13 protein-coding genes are annotated in these 17,666 nt (G+C 32.2%); 5 read left to right on the forward strand and 8 right to left on the reverse strand.

The features are described 5' to 3' along the window. Positions 1 to 9: 9 nt before the first annotated feature. From ilvB to GYM73_RS01240, 7 genes are all read right to left on the reverse strand, one after another. Entirely contained in the window at positions 10 to 1,716 is a 1,707-nt protein-coding gene (gene ilvB, locus GYM73_RS01210) for a biosynthetic-type acetolactate synthase large subunit (RefSeq protein WP_160557484.1), read from the reverse strand. 30 nt (positions 1,717 to 1,746) lie between these two features. Then, on the reverse strand, positions 1,747 to 3,573 hold the full coding sequence (gene ilvD / locus GYM73_RS01215; RefSeq protein WP_220233882.1) for a dihydroxy-acid dehydratase: 1,827 nt from the start codon (positions 3,571 to 3,573) through the stop codon (positions 1,747 to 1,749). Between the two features lie 585 nt (positions 3,574 to 4,158). Then, positions 4,159 to 5,229 carry a 3-isopropylmalate dehydrogenase gene (gene leuB, locus GYM73_RS01220; RefSeq protein ID WP_166007059.1) on the reverse strand — a complete coding sequence of 357 codons (1,071 nt, stop codon included), beginning with the start codon at positions 5,227 to 5,229 and terminating at the stop codon, positions 4,159 to 4,161. Positions 5,230 to 5,438: 209 nt separating this feature from the next. Further along, positions 5,439 to 6,950 carry an alpha-isopropylmalate synthase regulatory domain-containing protein gene (locus GYM73_RS01225; protein WP_255570996.1) on the reverse strand — a complete coding sequence of 504 codons (1,512 nt, stop codon included), beginning with the start codon at positions 6,948 to 6,950 and terminating at the stop codon, positions 5,439 to 5,441. 81 nt (positions 6,951 to 7,031) lie between these two features. Next, positions 7,032 to 7,628 carry a 3-isopropylmalate dehydratase small subunit gene (gene leuD, locus GYM73_RS01230; RefSeq protein WP_160565999.1) on the reverse strand — a complete coding sequence of 199 codons (597 nt, stop codon included), beginning with the start codon at positions 7,626 to 7,628 and terminating at the stop codon, positions 7,032 to 7,034. Positions 7,629 to 7,645: 17 nt separating this feature from the next. Next, a complete protein-coding gene (leuC, locus tag GYM73_RS01235) occupies positions 7,646 to 9,040 on the reverse strand; it encodes a 3-isopropylmalate dehydratase large subunit (protein WP_220233883.1) in 1,395 nt (464 codons plus the stop codon). 37 nt (positions 9,041 to 9,077) lie between these two features. Further along, positions 9,078 to 10,568 carry a 2-isopropylmalate synthase gene (locus GYM73_RS01240; protein WP_220233884.1) on the reverse strand — a complete coding sequence of 497 codons (1,491 nt, stop codon included), beginning with the start codon at positions 10,566 to 10,568 and terminating at the stop codon, positions 9,078 to 9,080. Positions 10,569 to 11,087: 519 nt separating this feature from the next. Here GYM73_RS01240 and GYM73_RS01245 point away from each other — a divergent pair. Continuing rightward, positions 11,088 to 12,239, forward strand: coding sequence for a hypothetical protein (locus tag GYM73_RS01245; RefSeq protein WP_220233885.1), 1,152 nt, complete (start codon positions 11,088 to 11,090; stop codon positions 12,237 to 12,239). On the opposite strand, the gene GYM73_RS01250 is transcribed toward GYM73_RS01245, so the two are convergent. Then, positions 12,222 to 13,667 carry an ATP-binding cassette domain-containing protein gene (locus GYM73_RS01250; protein WP_220233886.1) on the reverse strand — a complete coding sequence of 482 codons (1,446 nt, stop codon included), beginning with the start codon at positions 13,665 to 13,667 and terminating at the stop codon, positions 12,222 to 12,224. The two genes, GYM73_RS01245 and GYM73_RS01250, sit on opposite strands and share 18 nt — an antisense overlap. A gap of 152 nt (positions 13,668 to 13,819) precedes the next feature. On the opposite strand from GYM73_RS01250, the gene GYM73_RS01255 reads away from it, so the two are divergent. The 4 genes from GYM73_RS01255 (at position 13,820) to GYM73_RS01270 (ending at position 17,641) form a co-directional block, all read left to right on the forward strand. Then, complete coding sequence (locus GYM73_RS01255) at positions 13,820 to 14,791, forward strand: polyprenyl synthetase family protein (protein ID WP_220233887.1); 972 nt, start codon at positions 13,820 to 13,822, stop codon at positions 14,789 to 14,791. 5 nt (positions 14,792 to 14,796) lie between these two features. After that, positions 14,797 to 15,792, forward strand: a complete 996-nt coding sequence (locus tag GYM73_RS01260) for a GSCFA domain-containing protein (RefSeq protein WP_220233888.1) — start codon at positions 14,797 to 14,799, stop codon at positions 15,790 to 15,792. Between the two features lie 29 nt (positions 15,793 to 15,821). Further along, positions 15,822 to 16,592: a TatD family hydrolase gene (locus GYM73_RS01265; protein WP_220233889.1), complete on the forward strand. Its 771-nt coding sequence runs from the start codon at positions 15,822 to 15,824 to the stop codon at positions 16,590 to 16,592. An 89-nt stretch (positions 16,593 to 16,681) separates the two neighbouring features. Beyond that, positions 16,682 to 17,641 (forward strand): acyltransferase family protein, encoded by a 960-nt coding sequence (locus GYM73_RS01270; RefSeq protein WP_220233890.1) that lies wholly within the window; start codon positions 16,682 to 16,684, stop codon positions 17,639 to 17,641. Positions 17,642 to 17,666 lie beyond the last annotated feature (25 nt).

Here is a 17,666-nt window from a genome sequence, read left to right on the forward strand (position 1 = left end):
AACATAGATTTATATTTGGTTAGTTTCACCTAATAAAATGTTAGTAACACATGAACCGGCCGGAATCATCGGATATACCATACCCTGAATTTCAACCTGAACATCTAACAAGTAAGATCCCTTATGATTAATCATTTCTTCAATTGCCTGATCCAACTCTTCTCTTTTGCTTATGGTTTTAGATTTAATATTGTAGGCCTTTGCAATAGCTTCAAAATTTGGATTTTTCATAAGAGTTTCAGAATATCTTTTGTCAAAAAACAATTCTTGCCATTGACGCACCATACCTAGAAAATGGTTGTTTAATATGATAATTTTTACATCAATGTCATATTGCATGATCGTTCCCAATTCTTGAATCGTCATTTGAATTCCGCCATCGCCTACAAATAAACAAACGGTTCGATCAGGAGCACCAATTTTTGCACCAATGGCAGCTGGCAAACCAAATCCCATAGTACCAAGTCCTCCGGAAGTAATAACACTTCGGCTTTGTTTATATTTAAAATATCGAACGCCCATCATTTGGTTTTGTCCAACATCGGTAACTAAAATACCTTCATGATGGGTAGCTTCCGATACTTTTCTTACGACTTCTCCCATCTTTAAGCTCCCGGATTCAGGATACAATTCTTTTTCAATTACAGCATCGTATTCTTTCTCGTAATATTCTTTAAAACTGTCTAACCATTCGGTGTGCTTATTTTCGTTTACTAATTGGGTTACCTCAGCTAAAGTTGCTTTAGCATCACCTAAAACTTTTACATGAGTTTTTACGTTTTTATCAATTTCAGAAGGATCAATATCAAAATGAATAATTTTTGCCTGTTTAGCATACGTTTTTAAATCACCGGTTACCCGATCATCAAATCGCATACCTATAGCTATTAAAACATCACATTCATTAGTTTTCACATTTGGGGCTACATTTCCATGCATACCTAAAAGTCCCACATTTAAAGGGTGGTCAGTAGGAATGGCCGATAAACCTAACATCGTGGATGCGGCGGGAATATCAGCTTTTTCCAAAAACTTTTTAAGTTCTTCTTCTGCTCCGCTTAAGATAACTCCTTGACCGATTAACGCCAACGGTTTTTTAGCTTCATTGATAAGTTTGGCTGCTTCACGGATTTCTTCCGGTTTTAAATCCGGAATGGGTTGATAACTTCTTATAAAATTGATTTTTGCAGGGGCATATTCGATTTGTCCTTGCAAAGCATCTTTGGTTATATCTAAAACTACCGGACCTTTACGACCATTACCGGCTATATAAAAAGCTCTGGCTACAGCCCAAGGAATATCTTCTGCATTTCGTATCTGATACGTCCATTTGCTGATCGGCTTGGTTATTCCTACCACATCAGCTTCTTGAAAAGCATCACTTCCCAGTAAACCGGAAAATACTTGTCCCGAAATTACTACCAGGGGAGTACTGTCAATCATGGCATCTGCTATCCCGGTTACTGTGTTAGTGGCACCCGGACCCGAAGTTACCAAAACGATTCCGGGTTTGCCTTTTGCACGGGCATAGCCTTGTGCAGCATGAGCCGCAGCCTGTTCATGACGTACAAGAATATGATTTATTTTATCTTTATAATCGTATAAAGCATCGAATACCGGCATAATAGCGCCTCCCGGATATCCGAATATGGTATCTACCCCTTCTTTAAGTAAGGATTGTATTAAAGCCTCACTTCCTGAAATATTAGTATTCATAGTCTTTATTCTTATTGTTTAGTCATTTTATTATATTATTCTTACTGCCCCTAAATCAGCAGAGCTAACCATACTAGCATAAGCCTTTAAAGCTTTTGAAATTTTTCGATCTCTTTGCGGTTTAAATGCATTTGATCCTTTGGAAATTTCTTGTTCCCTTCGGAATTTCAATTCTTCATCGGATATTTTAACATTAATGGTTCGATTAGGAATATCGATTTCAATGATGTCACCGTCTTCCACCAAACCGATGGCTCCTCCGGCTGCAGCTTCGGGAGAAACGTGCCCTATAGATAAACCGGAAGTTCCTCCCGAAAATCTACCATCTGTAATTAAGGCGCATTCTTTTCCTAAGTGCTTAGATTTTATGTATGAAGTAGGATAGAGCATTTCTTGCATGCCGGGTCCTCCTTTAGGTCCTTCATAAGTTATAATTACTACATCACCCGATTGAACTTTTCCCGATAAAATACCTTCACAAGCGGCATCTTGAGATTGAAATACTTTGGCAGTTCCTGTAAACTTAAATATACTTTCGTCCACACCTGCGGTTTTAACTACACAGCCGTTTAGAGCTATGTTTCCTTTTAATATTGCTAAACCACCATCCTTAGTATAGGCATGATTCCAATCTCGAATACATCCTTCGGAACGATCGGTATCCAGAGTGGAATAGGTTGAATTTTGCGATCCCATTACTAAATTAAATTTATTCCCCGGTGCCGATTGGTATAAATCCAATGCTTCTTGAGTAGGGTTTGGTTTAGTAATATCGTATATATCTATTGCTTCTTTTAAAGTATAACCATCGATACGGTGGGTAGATGTATCTAATAAATCAGCTTTAGCCAATTCTCCTAAAATACCCATAATTCCTCCCGCTCTATTTACGTCTTGTATATGATATTTTGTTGTATTAGGAGCAACTTTACAAAGACATGGCGTTTTTCTTGATAATGCATCGATATCGTCCATAGAGAAATCTACTTCAGCTTCATTGGCGATAGCTAATAAATGAAGAATAGTGTTTGTAGAACCACCCATTGCTATATCTAGTGCCATTGAATTTAAAAAAGCTTGTTTCGTTGCAATATTTCTAGGTAAAACCGATTCGTCTCCTTCTTGATAATATCTATAAGCGTTTTTAACAATTAGGGCAGCTGCATCCTTAAATAATTTTTTTCTGTTTGCGTGAGTGGCTACTACAGTTCCATTTCCGGGAAGTGCTAATCCAATTGCTTCGTTTAAACAATTCATGGAATTTGCCGTAAACATACCGGAACATGAACCGCAAGTTGGACAGGCAGATCGTTCAATGGCATTCACTTCTTTATCTGAAACCGTTGAGTCTGCAGATTTAATCATAGCATCGATTAAATCTAAATGTTGATTATTTAATTCTCCGGCTTCCATAGGACCGCCGGAAACAAATATAGTAGGTATGTTGAGGCGCATGGAGGCCATTAGCATACCCGGAGTAATTTTATCACAGTTACTTATGCAAATCATGGCATCTGCTTTATGCGCATTTACCATATATTCAACACTATCGGCAATTAAATCCCTGGAAGGAAGAGAATATAGCATTCCATCGTGTCCCATGGCTATTCCGTCGTCTATGGCAATGGTATTGAATTCGGCAGCAAAACAGCCTAAAGCTTCTATTTCTGATTTTACAAATTGACCTATTTGATGCAAGTGCACGTGTCCGGGTACAAATTGAGTAAATGAATTGACAATTGCGATTAAAGGCTTCCCCATTTGTTCCTCGCGCATACCGTTAGCTCTCCATAGAGCTCGGGCTCCAGCCATTCTTCGACCATGTGTACTGGTGTGACTTCTTAACTGGTATTTCATTTTTTTAGTTTATTTTATTTTTTATAAAATTTAAGCCCTTTCCTTAATAAGAGAAAGGGCTTATGAATATTTTTAATAACTACAATTGATTTTACGTATATCCCTTTCTCTGATTAATACATATTGACCAGAACGAGAAGAAGTAATAGTATGTAGTTATGTTGATACATTGGTTTTAAGTATAAATTTTATAATAATGGGACAAAATTAAGATTGTTTTTTGTTATGTCCAAATATTATTTGTAAATAAAATAATATTTGATGAAATTAAATTATAATTTAATGTTAAAAACATAAATTAAAGTTTGCTATTTATATTGTATTGATTTATTCAATGGTGATTTTTTTTGTATTTTGGATATACTCTGAAATTTATGAATCTTTTTATAATAATTAATTAAAAAACAAGTAACCTAAATAATTTTATTTATCTAATTAGTAAGGTAAACAGGTAATTTATTAATTGAAAAAGACAGTTATTCTTTAAAGTAGAATTTCTTTTGCTTATAACTAGATTTTAAAGTTTTAGAAATCAAATAAGAAATAAAAGGACTTCATTATATGAAAGCCCTTTTATTAACTAAACTATGAATTTTTAATATATTCTACAATCCAATTACCAACTTCAGAAGTTGAATAAGCTTTACCATCGAATGCGATATCCTCGGTAACTATTTTTTGTTCCATTGAAGCGTCCACCGCTTTTCTGATTAGTGCTCCTTCTTCTTTTAAATCAAAAGCATATTCAAACATTAATGCCGCAGAAAGTATGGTAGCTAGCGGATTTGCTATATTTTTTCCTGCAGCTTGCGGGTAGGAACCATGTATGGGTTCAAAAACGGAAGTATGAATACCGATTGAGGCAGAAGGTAACATTCCTAAAGATCCGGTTATAACGGAAGCTTCATCGGTGAGTATATCTCCGAAAAGATTTTCTGTAACTAAAACATCAAAACGCTTAGGCCATTGAATAATCTGCATGGCAGCATTATCTACAAACATATATTCAGTTTCGATATCGGGAAATTCTTTTTCAATCTCTTGAGATACTTGTCTCCATAAACGAGAAGAGCAAAGTACATTTGCTTTATCAACTATAGTCAGTTTTTTATTTCTTTGTCCTGCTAGTTTATAAGCTAACCTAACAATTCTTTCAATTTCTTCTCTGGTATATACACAAGTGTCGTAAGCGGTATTACCATCTTCACTTCTTCCTTGAGGACGACCAAAATATAAACCTCCGGTTAATTCTCTTACGCACATAAAATCTGCACCATCCACAAGATCAGGACGAAGCGGAGATTTATGTAGTAAGGATGGAAAGGTATTTATAGGACGAAGGTTTGCGTATAACCCAAGCTCTTTTCTCATTTTTAATAGACCTTGTTCCGGACGAACTTTAGCAGATGGATTGTTGTCATATTTAGGGTCTCCGATAGCTCCAAATAAGACGGCATCTGAATCCATACATAAATCATGGGTTTCCTGCGGGTATGGATTTCCGGTTTTGTCTATAGCTATTGCTCCAACTAAGGCTTCTTTATAAGTAAGCTCATGATTAAATTTTGCACATATAGCTTTAGTTACTTCTAAGGCTTGAGCTATGATTTCAGGGCCTATCCCGTCTCCGGGTAATACGGCTATATTTAATTTCATTTTGTATATTCTTTATATTTATATTCTTTATTTGTTATGCATTTTTAATCCTTATACCGGTTTAGGATTAAAAAGTTTTCATCATACCTGAATTTAAAGCGTTAGTACATTTTAGTTTGGAAATAATTTCCGTATCAAAATTATATAAACGATTAAAATTTTTAAATTATATAAGTTGAAAACCTAATTTCCTTAAATAATTACCAATTTTAATGAAGGTTTTCAATTATATTCAGCATTTTTTCAGTCGCTTTTATAGCAGCTTCTGTTTGGTCAGCATCCAGTCCTCTGGTTTTAAATTCGTAATCATTTAACTTCCAAGATATGACCGTTTGTACAAGCGCATCCGTTTGTCCTCCGGGTGGAATAATTACTTTATAGTTAGTAAGGATAGGTTTAGCCTTGTTCAATTTTTCATAAATGAGACTGATTGCTTCAGAGAATGCATCGTATTGTCCATCACCTGATGCTGTTTGTTCATACATTTTTCCGTCAATTTCCATACGGATGGATGCTGTTGGATGTAAACCTTTACTTAAAACTAAAGCATAAGAAAGTATTTTTACTTTCTTTTCATTTTCATTAGTATTTAAAACATCCGAAATGATGAATGGGAGGTCTTCTTGGGTAATAATTTCTTTTCTGTCTCCTAATTCAATCACTCGATTGGTTACTTTAATCATATCTTTTTCATCCAATTCAATTCCTAAAGCTTCAATATTTTTTTTAATATTAGCTTTCCCGGATAATTTACCCAGGGCATATTCTCGAACTCGACCGAATCGATCCGGATGCAAATCATTGTAATATAAATTGTTTTTGTTATCGCCGTCGGCATGTATTCCGGCTGTTTGAGTAAAAACATTTTCTCCGATTACCGGTTGATTGGATGAAATATTTAGTCCTGAGTAGGTTTCTACTACACGACTTACTTTATTTAACATGTATTCTTTTACGGAAGTCTTTATCTTCATCTGATCATGGAGAACAGCAATTACACTGGGTAATGGAGCGTTTCCGGCTCTTTCTCCTAATCCGTTCATGGTAACATGAATTCCTTGAATTCCGGAATCTACTGCGGCCATTACATTGGCAACAGCCAAATCATAATCATTGTGCGCATGAAAATCAAAGTGAATATTCGGGTAACGATGAACTATTTCCGTACAAAAAAGTTTTGTGTTAAGGGGGTTAAGAATTCCTAAAGTATCAGGAAGCATAAAGCGTTGGATAGGAAGGTCTTTCAATTGATCAATCATAAAAAAAACATAGTCTTTTGAATGAATCATACCATTAGACCAATCTTCCAAATATATATTCACCGAAATCCCCATGGATTCAGCAAGTGAAATATCATGCTTAATATCTTTTACATGTTGTTCGGGTGTTTTACGTAATTGTTCTGTTACATGTTTAAGAGAGCCTTTGGTTAATAAATTGATTGTTTTGCACCCGGCTCTTTTTATCCAATCTAAGGACACCCCCTTGTCAACAAATCCCAATATTTCTAACTTATCTAAGTGTCCGGCGTTCTCTGCCCAGGAGGCTATTTTCTTAACAGTTAAAAATTCTCCTTCAGAAACTTTAGCAGAAGCAATTTCCAATCTATTCAATCCCATATCTATGAGTAGACGGGCAACGCTTAACTTTTCTTGCATGGAGAATGAAACCCCGGAAGTTTGCTCTCCATCACGGAGAGTGGTATCCATAATTTCTATCATACTGTTGTTTTTATTGATGATACGTGATAGACCCAATGGGACCTTTACTAAGAAAAATGAGATGATAAAATCGTATCTAATTTAGTATTGAAAAACACGGTTTTTTTCATATTCTTCAATTTTATCTTTTTTAGATAATAAGTAATCTATATCATCAAGCCCATGAAGAAGGCACTCTTTTTTATAAGAGTTAATGTCAAAAATTTCCGTTTTTCCCGTCTTGTTATTGGTAATTGTTTGCTTTTCCAGATCAATAGTAATAGTATTGTTAGGATCTGAATGTACATTTTCGAAAAGATCCGATAAAAATTCAGGACTTACTACTACCGGAAGTAAACCGTTGTTAAGAGAATTATTTTTAAAAATATCAGCAAAATAGCTGGAAACCACTGCACGGAAGCCATATCCGGAAACTGCCCAAGCAGCATGTTCTCTACTGGAACCGCTTCCGAAATTCTTTCCTGCAACTAATATGTTCCCGCTGTATGTTGGATTATTCAATACAAAATCCGGTTTTGGATTTCCGGTTTTATCATATCTCCAATCAGCGAATAAATTATCTCCGAATCCTTCTTTATTAGTAGCTTTTAAGAAACGTGCGGGTATGATTTGGTCTGTATCCACATTTTCAATCGGTAGTGGAACATAGGTTGATGTTATCGTTTTAAATTTTTCCATTTTGTTTTTTTAGAGGATTAGTTTAGTTTTCTAGGATCAGTTATTTTTCCGGTTACAGCAGCAGCAGCAGCTACCAAAGGGCTGGCCAAAATTGTTCTGGCTCCGGGACCTTGTCTTCCTTCAAAGTTTCGGTTAGTGGTGGAAACGGCATATTTTCCTGCCGGAACTTTATCATCGTTCATAGCTAGACAAGCGGAACAACCGGGTTGACGAATTTCGAATCCTGCTTCTTCTAATATTTTATATAATCCTTCGTCGATCAGTTGTTGAGCTACACGATGACTTCCGGGAACTAACCAAGCGGTAACATTTTCTGCTTTTTTCTTGCCTTTTACAAAATTCGCAAAGGTTCTAAAATCTTCAATTCTTCCGTTGGTACAACTTCCAATAAATACATAGTCAATAGGTTTTCCTTCCATTTTTTCTCCCGGATTAAAGCCCATATAATCCAATGATTTTTTGAAAGATATTTTACCGGTTTCATCCAATCCGTCTAAAGTAGGTATGGATCCGGTTATAGATACTCCCATACCCGGGTTAGTACCGTAGGTAACCATAGGTTCAATCTTAGTAGCGTCAAAAGTATATTCTTTATCGAATTTGGCTCCTTCGTCGGTTTTCAACGTTTTCCAGTATTCAACTGCTTCCTTCCATTTATCTCCTTTAGGAGCAAAGTCTTTACCTTTAAGATATTTAAATGTAGTTTCATCCGGTGCAATTAATCCGCCTCGTGCGCCCATTTCAATACTTAAATTACAAAGAGTCATTCGTTGTTCCATATTAAGATTTCGAATAGCTTCTCCTGCATATTCAACAAAATAACCGGTAGCTCCTCCTGTGGTAAGGGTAGATATCATATATAATGCTAAATCTTTAGCCGTTACTCCTTCACTTAGGGCTCCGTTAAAATTAATTCTCATTGTTTTGGGTCTGCTTTGAAGAATACATTGAGTAGCCAAAACCATTTCAACCTCACTGGTTCCGATTCCAAATGCAATAGCTCCGAAGGCACCGTGTGTAGAAGTGTGACTATCTCCGCAAACGATGGTCATCCCCGGTTGGGTATAGCCGTTTTCAGGACCAATAATGTGAACCACTCCATTTCTCTCATTTCCAAGAGCATAAAGGGTAAGGCCAAATTCTTCCGCATTTTTTGAAAGAGTATCTAATTGTTTTTTGGATACAGGATCTTTTACCGGTTGATCTTGATTACAAGTGGGTGTATTGTGGTCGGCAGTTAACGTTGTTTGAGAGGGTCTAAAAACTTTTAATCCTCTTTCTCTTAGTCCGTTAAAGGCTTGGGGGCTGGTAACTTCATGGCAAAAATGCCTATCTATATATAATTGGGTGGGCCCATCTTGTATAGACGTAACCGTATGAGCATCCCAAATTTTGTCAAAAAGTGTTTTCATGGTATATTCTCTTTTTTAATTGGTTTTGTATATAGTGTTAAACGGTAAATTTATTTATTGCATCAAGATAAGCTTCAACGGAAGCAGTCACAATATCGGTATTTGCTGAAAATCCGTAATAATTTTTACCCTTATATTCAACTTGCATGTGAACTTTTCCTAAGTCGTCACTTCCTTTGTTAATAGCCTGAATTAAAAACTCATGAATAGTCATTTGTTTTTTAAGAATGTCTCTTACGGTGTTAATTGCTGCATCTACAGGTCCGTTTCCGAAAGAAGTCGAAGTGAATTTTTCACCGGCTATATTTAGGGTAACAATTGCAGCATTTTTAATACCTTTTCCGGAAGTAACTTGTAAGTAATCGAGCTTTATACGGTTACTTTCATTAGGTTCTTTTCCTACTAATATTAAAAGATCATCGTCATTAATATCTTTCTTTTTATCAGCAAGTTCTAAAAATCGTTCATAGATATTGGCTAATTCATTAGCTTCTACTTTAATTCCTAGTAAGTTCAGTCTGCTTTTAAGGGCATGACGACCACTACGGGCAGTAAGCACTATAGCATTGTCATCTATTCCAACTTCTTTAGGATCAATTATTTCGTATGTTGAGAGATTTTTTAATACTCCGTCTTGATGAATTCCGGAAGAATGGGCAAAAGCATTTCTACCTACTATTGCTTTATTAGGTTGAACAGGCATATTCATTAAGCTGGAAACCATTTTGCTTATCGGGTATATTTTCTTTGTATTAATATTTGTGTCAATAGATAATTCTTTATGACTTTTTATAGCCATAACAACTTCTTCAAGTGATGTATTTCCTGCTCTCTCCCCAATTCCGTTAATGGTTACCTCTACTTGTCTGGCGCCATTGATAACTCCCATAAGTGAGTTGGCTGTTGCCATTCCTAAATCTTGATGGCAGTGAGTAGATAAGATGGCATTTTTCATATCTACATGGTCAATTAGGTATTTTATTTTTTCGCCATATTCTGTAGGTAGACAGTATCCGGTGGTATCAGGGATATTGATAACTGTTGCTCCTGCATTAACAACTGCTTGGACCACTTGGGCTAAGTATTCATTGTCGGTTCTTCCCGCATCTTCAGCATAGAACTCAACATCTTCAACGAATTTTTTTGCATACGCAGTAGCGGCAACGGCTCTTTTTATGATTTCTTCTCTGGTAGAGTTAAATTTATATTTTATGTGGAAATCAGAAGTTCCTATTCCTGTATGTATTCTTTTTTTCTTGGCATATTTGAGAGCATCGGCAGCTACTTCTATATCTTTTTCTACAGCACGGGTTAGGGCGCAAATGGTAGGGTTTGTTACAGCTTTGGAAATAGCTTCTACAGAAGTGAAATCTCCCGGACTCGAAATGGGAAAACCGGCTTCAATAACATCGACCCCTAATTCTTCTAATGCTTTAGCAATTTCAATTTTTTCAATTGTATTTAATTGACACCCCGGGACCTGTTCTCCATCCCTTAAAGTAGTGTCGAAAATGAATAATTTATCCATCCTTGGTATCGTTTTCTTTTTGTGATTAAAAAACATTAAAAAGCCTTTCTCCTTAGAGTGAGAAAGGCTTTTTATATTTTGTATAATTTACAACACAAGCATTACTCACCCTGAGCTCGACCCAGAATCAGAATAATGCTAATTATGTTAGTAAACAATGACATTCTTTGTATTAATTATAATTGGGCGCTAAATTATGATAATTTTTTTAATTGCCAAAATAAATTTAATAAAAAATATTTTTACTTTATATTGATTTGTGTATTTTTTTAAGGCATTACTTTTTGGGTTTGTGAAATTATAAATCTGAAATTTATCAAAATGTAATAAAAAATGGGTTCATATCTTATTGTTTTATCCATTATTCAAAACATTATTAAGCTAATAGTCATATAATATTTTAATTTAGTAATTATATATTAATGAATAATAAAAATTAATATCGCTATAATTTATTTTAAATAAATTATATTTGAAATTATTTTTGTTTATTATTACAATAAGCGTGAAAATGTAATTATGATAAAAAAGATTACTTTATTAGTATATTTAATTATTTTAATTGAAGTTATACTAAAGTTTATAGGTTATTATTCCAATGAATGGTTAATTATTAAAGGGTTTTATATAAATTATGAAGCAGGTTTTATTAGAAGGGGATTATTCGGGAGTATTTTATTTTTTTTAGCTAATAACACACCTATTGAACCTTTTAAATTTCAACTTATTTTTGAAATTATACTTATAATTCTTTTGATGTATTTTATAATAAAAGAATTTTACATAAATAAGTTAGAACCTTATATTTTATTTGGAAGCTTTATGCTTATCAATGTTATTGCTTATAAAATGTTTTTTACATTAGATGTTTTATTGATTATTTATTTTCTTTTACAATTATATGTTATTAACAAAATAAAAGCTTTTAAATTAAAAATTGTGATATGTAATTTGATGAGCATATTTATGATTCTTATACATGAAGCTTATTTTGTTTTTACTTTTTTCCCTTTGCTTTATTGTCTCAATATTGCTAATTTAAATAGTGTATCTATTAAGAAAATTTCATTATTAATCCCTTCTTTTTTTGTTTTTTTATTGGTAGGAATTTGTTTTAATGGCAGCAATAAGGATATAAATATAATTATAAACAGTTGGAATAAATTTGGAACAGATCATTTGAATAGTATTAAAGAGCTTTATTGGGTCTTTAATTCAACGGATGAGGTAATTATGTGGAAAATCCCTATTTTTAAAAAACATCCAATTTATCTCTTAGGCTTTTTTTTAAATACATGTTTAATTTTTTTAAGCATGTTTATTTATTTGAAAAAAAATTTTCGTTTAAAATCAAATAATATATTTTCATTTTTAACATGTCAATATATAGCTATTCTTTTGATATGCTTGATTGCTGTTGATTATGTTAGATGGTTTTGGCTTTCTAATATAATAACTTTGTTTACCTTAGTACAGGTAAATTCATCTAACAGTTTTTTTAAATCTATAAATATATCAATACCTGCTAAGGTTTGCGCATTAAATAAATATATTATCTTATTTATTGGGTTGCCCTTAGGTGGGAGCTGGTCCCCAACACAGTTTATACATACCATGCCTATAAAACATCTTTTCGATTTTGGAAATAGAATTTTATTGTATTTTAGTTAGGGACAGTTCGTGATTTATTAAAGAAGGTAGTTCTTCTTTATAATGGGTCACGTAGATCAAAGCTTTGCTTGGATCGCAAAATTTTTCGATAATTTGCAGAACACGAAATTTATTATTCATATCCAGTCCATGAAGGGGTTCATCAAGAATAACGAGCGAAGGATTTTTTACAAATACACGAGCTAATAAAACTAAACGTTGTTCTCCTGTCGATATAGAGAGAAAAGAAGAATTTTTAAGTTTTTCAATTCCCAAAATTTCCATCCATTGCAAGGATACTTTTATTTGCTCTTGATCACATTTTCTGTATAAACCAATAGTATCAAAAAATCCCGATCCAACTACTTCTAAGCATGTTACATTTTTTTGATAATATAAATGCATTTCAGGTGATATATATCCCATATGCTTTTTAATATCCCAAATACTTTCTCCTGTTCCTCTTTTTTTATCAAAAAGGAGAATGTCATTGGCATATGCTTGAGGATTATCGGCAGCAATTACACTCAATAAAGTTGATTTTCCGGAGCCATTAGGACCGGATAATGCCCATTTTTCACCTTTTTTAACTTTCCAAGATATGTTTTTCAAAATGGTTCGGTTACCATATCGGATATTTAAATTATTTAATTGTAAAGCATAGTTATAACTAATTTCCTTTGGTTGATTAGAGGGGTATGGAAGTTTTTTTAATTCATAATTAAAATGAGGAAACAATTCATTTTGCAGTTTTTTATCTTCAAAAAATTCTTGAGAGGTTTTACTTGGGAATAATGTTTTGTTGTTAATGGGTAAAACGTGAGTAATGATTGGAGAAATATCAGCAATGTTTGAGATGAGTACTATTACCTGTAAGTTTTGTAAATTTTTAAGGTTGAGTAAAATCTGATCTAAAACTTGTCTGGCTTTAGTATCTAAGCCAATATACGGATTGTCTAATATTAGAATCTCGGGTTTAGTGGATAAAGATTGAATAATTAAAAATTTTCTGAGTTCTCCGCTTGAAAGGAGATCAATATTTTTCTCCATTAAGTCTTCAATTCCTACTAAGGAAATGAGATATTCCATCCATTGTAAATCAGTATTCTTGAATAATAGATCCTTAACTTGGGGCGTTTCATCTTCCAACCCTTTGTTCCACCTTTGTTGGTAATAGCTGTTTTGAGTCTTGGAAAGGGCATGAATATTCTTAAAAGCAACTATTTTTATAAAATCAGAGAGATGATTAAATTTTTTAGTATAATTAATTTTACCTTCTTGTAAAGCATATTTACCTAATAAAATATCAATTAATAAAGATTTTCCCGCTCCATTTGGTCCAATGACAGCCCAATGTTGGGTTGGTGCTATCTTCCAATTTATAGGGGTGGAAAATTTAGCAAATTCTTTTTTGGGGATTATGTTGTCCAATTCTACCATAGTATTCATTTAAAAAAAAAACTATTTATATTTAAAATCTATAAAAAATTAATTATTCCTATCAAATGTAAAATATTGATAGTAAATTTATTCACAAGGGTAGGAAGAATATTTTACAAAACCTTATCTTTGTAACAATATATATAGGAAAATACGAAAAAATGCCTTTTTTAGATAAATATAGATTAATTATTAGAGATGCTATAAGTAAACATAAATTAACAAATTCTCCCCATCAACTTTATGACCCCATCAATTATATTTTATCAATAGGCGGAAAACAATTACGTCCTATATTTTTATTAATGTCGTGTGATCTATTTAAAGGAAATATTGAAAGAGCCGTAAAACCTGCTTTAGGGATAGAGTATTTTCACAATTTCTCTTTGATGCATGACGATATTATGGATAAAGCCACTTTGCGCAGAGGCAAAGAAACCGTTCATGTTAAATATGATGAAAATGTTGCAATTCTATCGGGTGATGCGTTGATGGTTAAGTCTTTTCAAATGTTAGAGGAATTAGAGCCTCAATTATTTAAAAAATGTTTTCATTTGTTTTCTCAAACTGCTTTAGAAGTTTGTGAAGGACAGCAGTATGATATGAATTTTGAAAAACAATCGGATGTGTCATATGAAGAATACATTAACATGATTACCGGAAAAACGGCTGTATTATGTGCTTGTGCTTTTCAAATGGGCGCATTATTAGCAGAAGCAGATGAAGAGGACTCAAAAAATATGTATGAATTTGGCAAATCGTTGGGAATTGCTTTTCAATTAATGGATGATTATTTGGATGTATTTGGAAATCAGGAATCCGTAGGAAAAAAACATGCAGGAGATATTGTTGAAAATAAGAAAACGATCTTATACATCTTAGCTCGACAAAAAGCAAATGATGAACAGAGACAAAAATTAAATCGTTGGTATACAATTACAGGAGAAAATATAGACAAAGTAAACGAAGTTTTAGCTATTTTTAATGATTTGAATGTTGGAGATTCATGTTTAGAATTAATTAAAACCTATTCAGATCAAGCAAAAAACTATTTAGATAAAGTTAAAGCAGATGCTACCAAAAAACAGTCTTTTTATAAACTGATCGATTATTTATTAGTTAGGGAAAGTTAATAAAGATGATATTTAGAACAGAATTACCATATAATCCAAATTCAATTAAACTTGATTACAAAAGTAAAATATTTACTATAGGTTCCTGTTTCGCTACCGAAATTTCCAATAAATTATCTCAGTATAAGTTTTCAGTATTTCATAATCCTTTTGGTGTTATATTTCATCCTTTAGCTGTTGAAAATGCAATCATGAGAATTTATTCTCAGGAAGAATATCAATCATCAGAACTTTTCAAATATGAAGAATTATATTTAAGTTGGGATCATCATTCTTCTTTTAATGATATATCAAAAGATAGGGTATTATCTCATATCAATCAGAATATAAATTTAGCTAATAAGTTTCTTCAAGAGACCGATATGGTTATAATTACTTTAGGAACTTCATTTGTATACAAATTAAATCAATTTGATATAATTGTAGCTAATTGTCATAAAATTCCGAATACACATTTTTCTAAATTATTATTGGCAGAACATCAAATAAAAACTTCTTTGAAAAACATCATTGAAATGTTGACGGATATGGGAAAGAAAAACATGAAGATTTTTTTTACATTAAGTCCGGTAAGACATATTAAAGATGGTATGGTTGAAAATAATATAAGTAAATCCAAACTTTTATGTGCCATCCATTCAGTGGTCGAATCATACGATAATTGTGAATATTTCCCATCGTATGAATTTATGATGGATGATTTACGTGATTATCGTTTTTATAAAGAAGATTTAATACATCCAAATGATGTAGCCATAAAATATATATGGGAGAAATTTAAAAATGCCCATATTTCACCTAATGAATTTTCAACCATGCAAATGGTGAAAAAAGTAAACACTTCTTTACAACACAAAATTCAAAATACTCACACGATAGCCTATAAAAAATTTTTATATAGCATCGTAAAAAATATTCAGAATTTAGAGCCTCTTTTACCACCGGGTGCTTTTAAAGAAGAATATCAAGAATTAAGAAAAAAAATGAATGATTCTTATTAAGATAAATCAAAAAATACCCAAATTAAACAATGCTATTGATAGATAGTCATACCCATTTATATTCTGAACAGTTTGATCACGATAGAGAAGAAGTGATTCAAAGAGCCCTGGATCATGGAGTACAACGTTTTTACTTACCTTCCATAAATTCATCTTATTATCCTAAGATGGAAGAACTTAAAAATAAATATCCTGAAAACATGTTTTTAATGATGGGACTTCATCCTTGCGATGTAAAATTAGATTCATACGAAAAGGAGTTAGCATTTATTGAAAATAAACTTTCCGAGGAAAAATTTGCGGCTGTTGGAGAAATAGGATTGGATTTATTTTGGGATACTTCAACTTTGGAAATTCAAAAGTATGCTTTTGTAAAACAAATTCAATTAGCTAAACAATATAAACTTCCGATCGTTATTCATGTTAGAGAAGCTTTTAATGAAGTATTGGAAATCGTAAGAAAAGAAAAAGATGCAAACTTGTATGGCATAATTCATTGTTTTACGGGTAACTTAGAACAGGCAAAAGAGTTTGTAGATTTAGGCTTTTATTTGGGAATCGGAGGAGTTGTTACTTTTAAAAATGGAAAAATAGATCAGTTTTTAAAAGAAATTCCTATTGAAAAGATTGTTTTGGAAACAGATTCTCCATATTTGGCACCTTCTCCTTTTCGTGGCAAAAGAAATGAATCATCCTATTTAAAAATTATTGCCGATAAACTTTCAGATATCTATGAGATGTTGCCTGAAAAAATAGGGGCTATAACTTCTGAAAATGCCGAAAAAATTTTTAAATTATAATAATAAATAAAACTACTGCTAATACTAAATACTGCTGCTATGATTACATGAAAGATAATAACATTCTTTGGAAATAAAATATAGTTCTTATGAAAAGAAATAAGCTCTTTGATTCTTTAAAATTCGTATTAATATTCTTAATGGTTTATGGACATACCTTGCAATATAATAGCGGGCATATAGTGGATACGATTTTTGGTTTTATTTATACCTTTCATATGCCGTTATTTATTTTTATATCCGGTTATTTTTCAAAAAATATTAATTGGGAAAAATATAAAAAATCTTTTATATCATTAATAATTACTTTTACCATATTCCAATTTATTTATTCATTTCCTATAATTTTTACAGGATTTAAAAATTGGATAATTTTTTTTATTAAACCCAAAGGATGGTATATCATTGGATTATTAGTATGGCGTTTTTTATTTTTAATTGCAAAAGATAAGGTTTCAAAAGTTTCTTTTTTATTAATCTCTTTTTTATTCCCTTTGGGCGTAGGATTCTTAGATACCGAAATATTCATGTTTAGAATACTAACCTTTTTTCCTTATTTTTTACTTGGTGCTTTTTGTAAGGAAGTCAGTATTGTAAGGATAAGGAATATCAATAAATTATATGCAATATTATTTTTGGTTGTAGTATTTATTAGTATTTACTTCATTGTAAATAAAGAATTTTTGATTTCTTTATTCGGGGAAGATCCTTACATAAAAAATTATAGTACCCGATATGAAGGATTCTTATATAGGATTTTAGCGTATGTTTTAGCAATAACGGTTTCAATTGGAATTATAAATGTAATACCGGATACCCTGGGTAAATATGGTTCTAAAACTTTGGAAATTTACTTGATGCATCACATTATTTTAAATTTCTTTTTTGTTGGCTTATTTCCTCTTTTGAATTTTAACCCAAACTTACTCTTAAATTTAGGTGTTACAGCTATAATTGTCATTACTTGTTTATATCTGGCAACATTTAAAATTGTTAAATTCATAATGTCTCCATTAGATTATTTTAAAAAAATCATAGTACATAGATAACTAATTAAAATTCAATCCTAAGGGT

The organism is Apibacter sp. ESL0432 (assembly GCF_019469225.1).
In the GTDB taxonomy this organism is placed as follows: Bacteria; Bacteroidota; Bacteroidia; order Flavobacteriales; family Weeksellaceae; genus Apibacter.

What these genes read in the sequence shown, in the direction of transcription:
- ilvB (WP_160557484.1), bottom strand. Translation starts at nt 1,716, where the DNA reads ATGAATACTAATATTTCAGGAAGTGAGGCTTTAATACAATCCTTACTT.
- ilvD (WP_220233882.1), bottom strand. Translation starts at nt 3,573, where the DNA reads ATGAAATACCAGTTAAGAAGTCACACCAGTACACATGGTCGAAGAATG.
- leuB (WP_166007059.1), bottom strand. Translation starts at nt 5,229, where the DNA reads ATGAAATTAAATATAGCCGTATTACCCGGAGACGGGATAGGCCCTGAA.
- GYM73_RS01225 (WP_255570996.1), bottom strand. Translation starts at nt 6,950, where the DNA reads ATGATAGAAATTATGGATACCACTCTCCGTGATGGAGAGCAAACTTCC.
- leuD (WP_160565999.1), bottom strand. Translation starts at nt 7,628, where the DNA reads ATGGAAAAATTTAAAACGATAACATCAACCTATGTTCCACTACCGATT.
- leuC (WP_220233883.1), bottom strand. Translation starts at nt 9,040, where the DNA reads ATGAAAACACTTTTTGACAAAATTTGGGATGCTCATACGGTTACGTCT.
- GYM73_RS01240 (WP_220233884.1), bottom strand. Translation starts at nt 10,568, where the DNA reads ATGGATAAATTATTCATTTTCGACACTACTTTAAGGGATGGAGAACAG.
- GYM73_RS01245 (WP_220233885.1), top strand. Translation starts at nt 11,088, where the DNA reads ATGATAAAAAAGATTACTTTATTAGTATATTTAATTATTTTAATTGAA.
- GYM73_RS01250 (WP_220233886.1), bottom strand. Translation starts at nt 13,667, where the DNA reads ATGAATACTATGGTAGAATTGGACAACATAATCCCCAAAAAAGAATTT.
- GYM73_RS01255 (WP_220233887.1), top strand. Translation starts at nt 13,820, where the DNA reads ATGCCTTTTTTAGATAAATATAGATTAATTATTAGAGATGCTATAAGT.
- GYM73_RS01260 (WP_220233888.1), top strand. Translation starts at nt 14,797, where the DNA reads ATGATATTTAGAACAGAATTACCATATAATCCAAATTCAATTAAACTT.
- GYM73_RS01265 (WP_220233889.1), top strand. Translation starts at nt 15,822, where the DNA reads ATGCTATTGATAGATAGTCATACCCATTTATATTCTGAACAGTTTGAT.
- GYM73_RS01270 (WP_220233890.1), top strand. Translation starts at nt 16,682, where the DNA reads ATGAAAAGAAATAAGCTCTTTGATTCTTTAAAATTCGTATTAATATTC.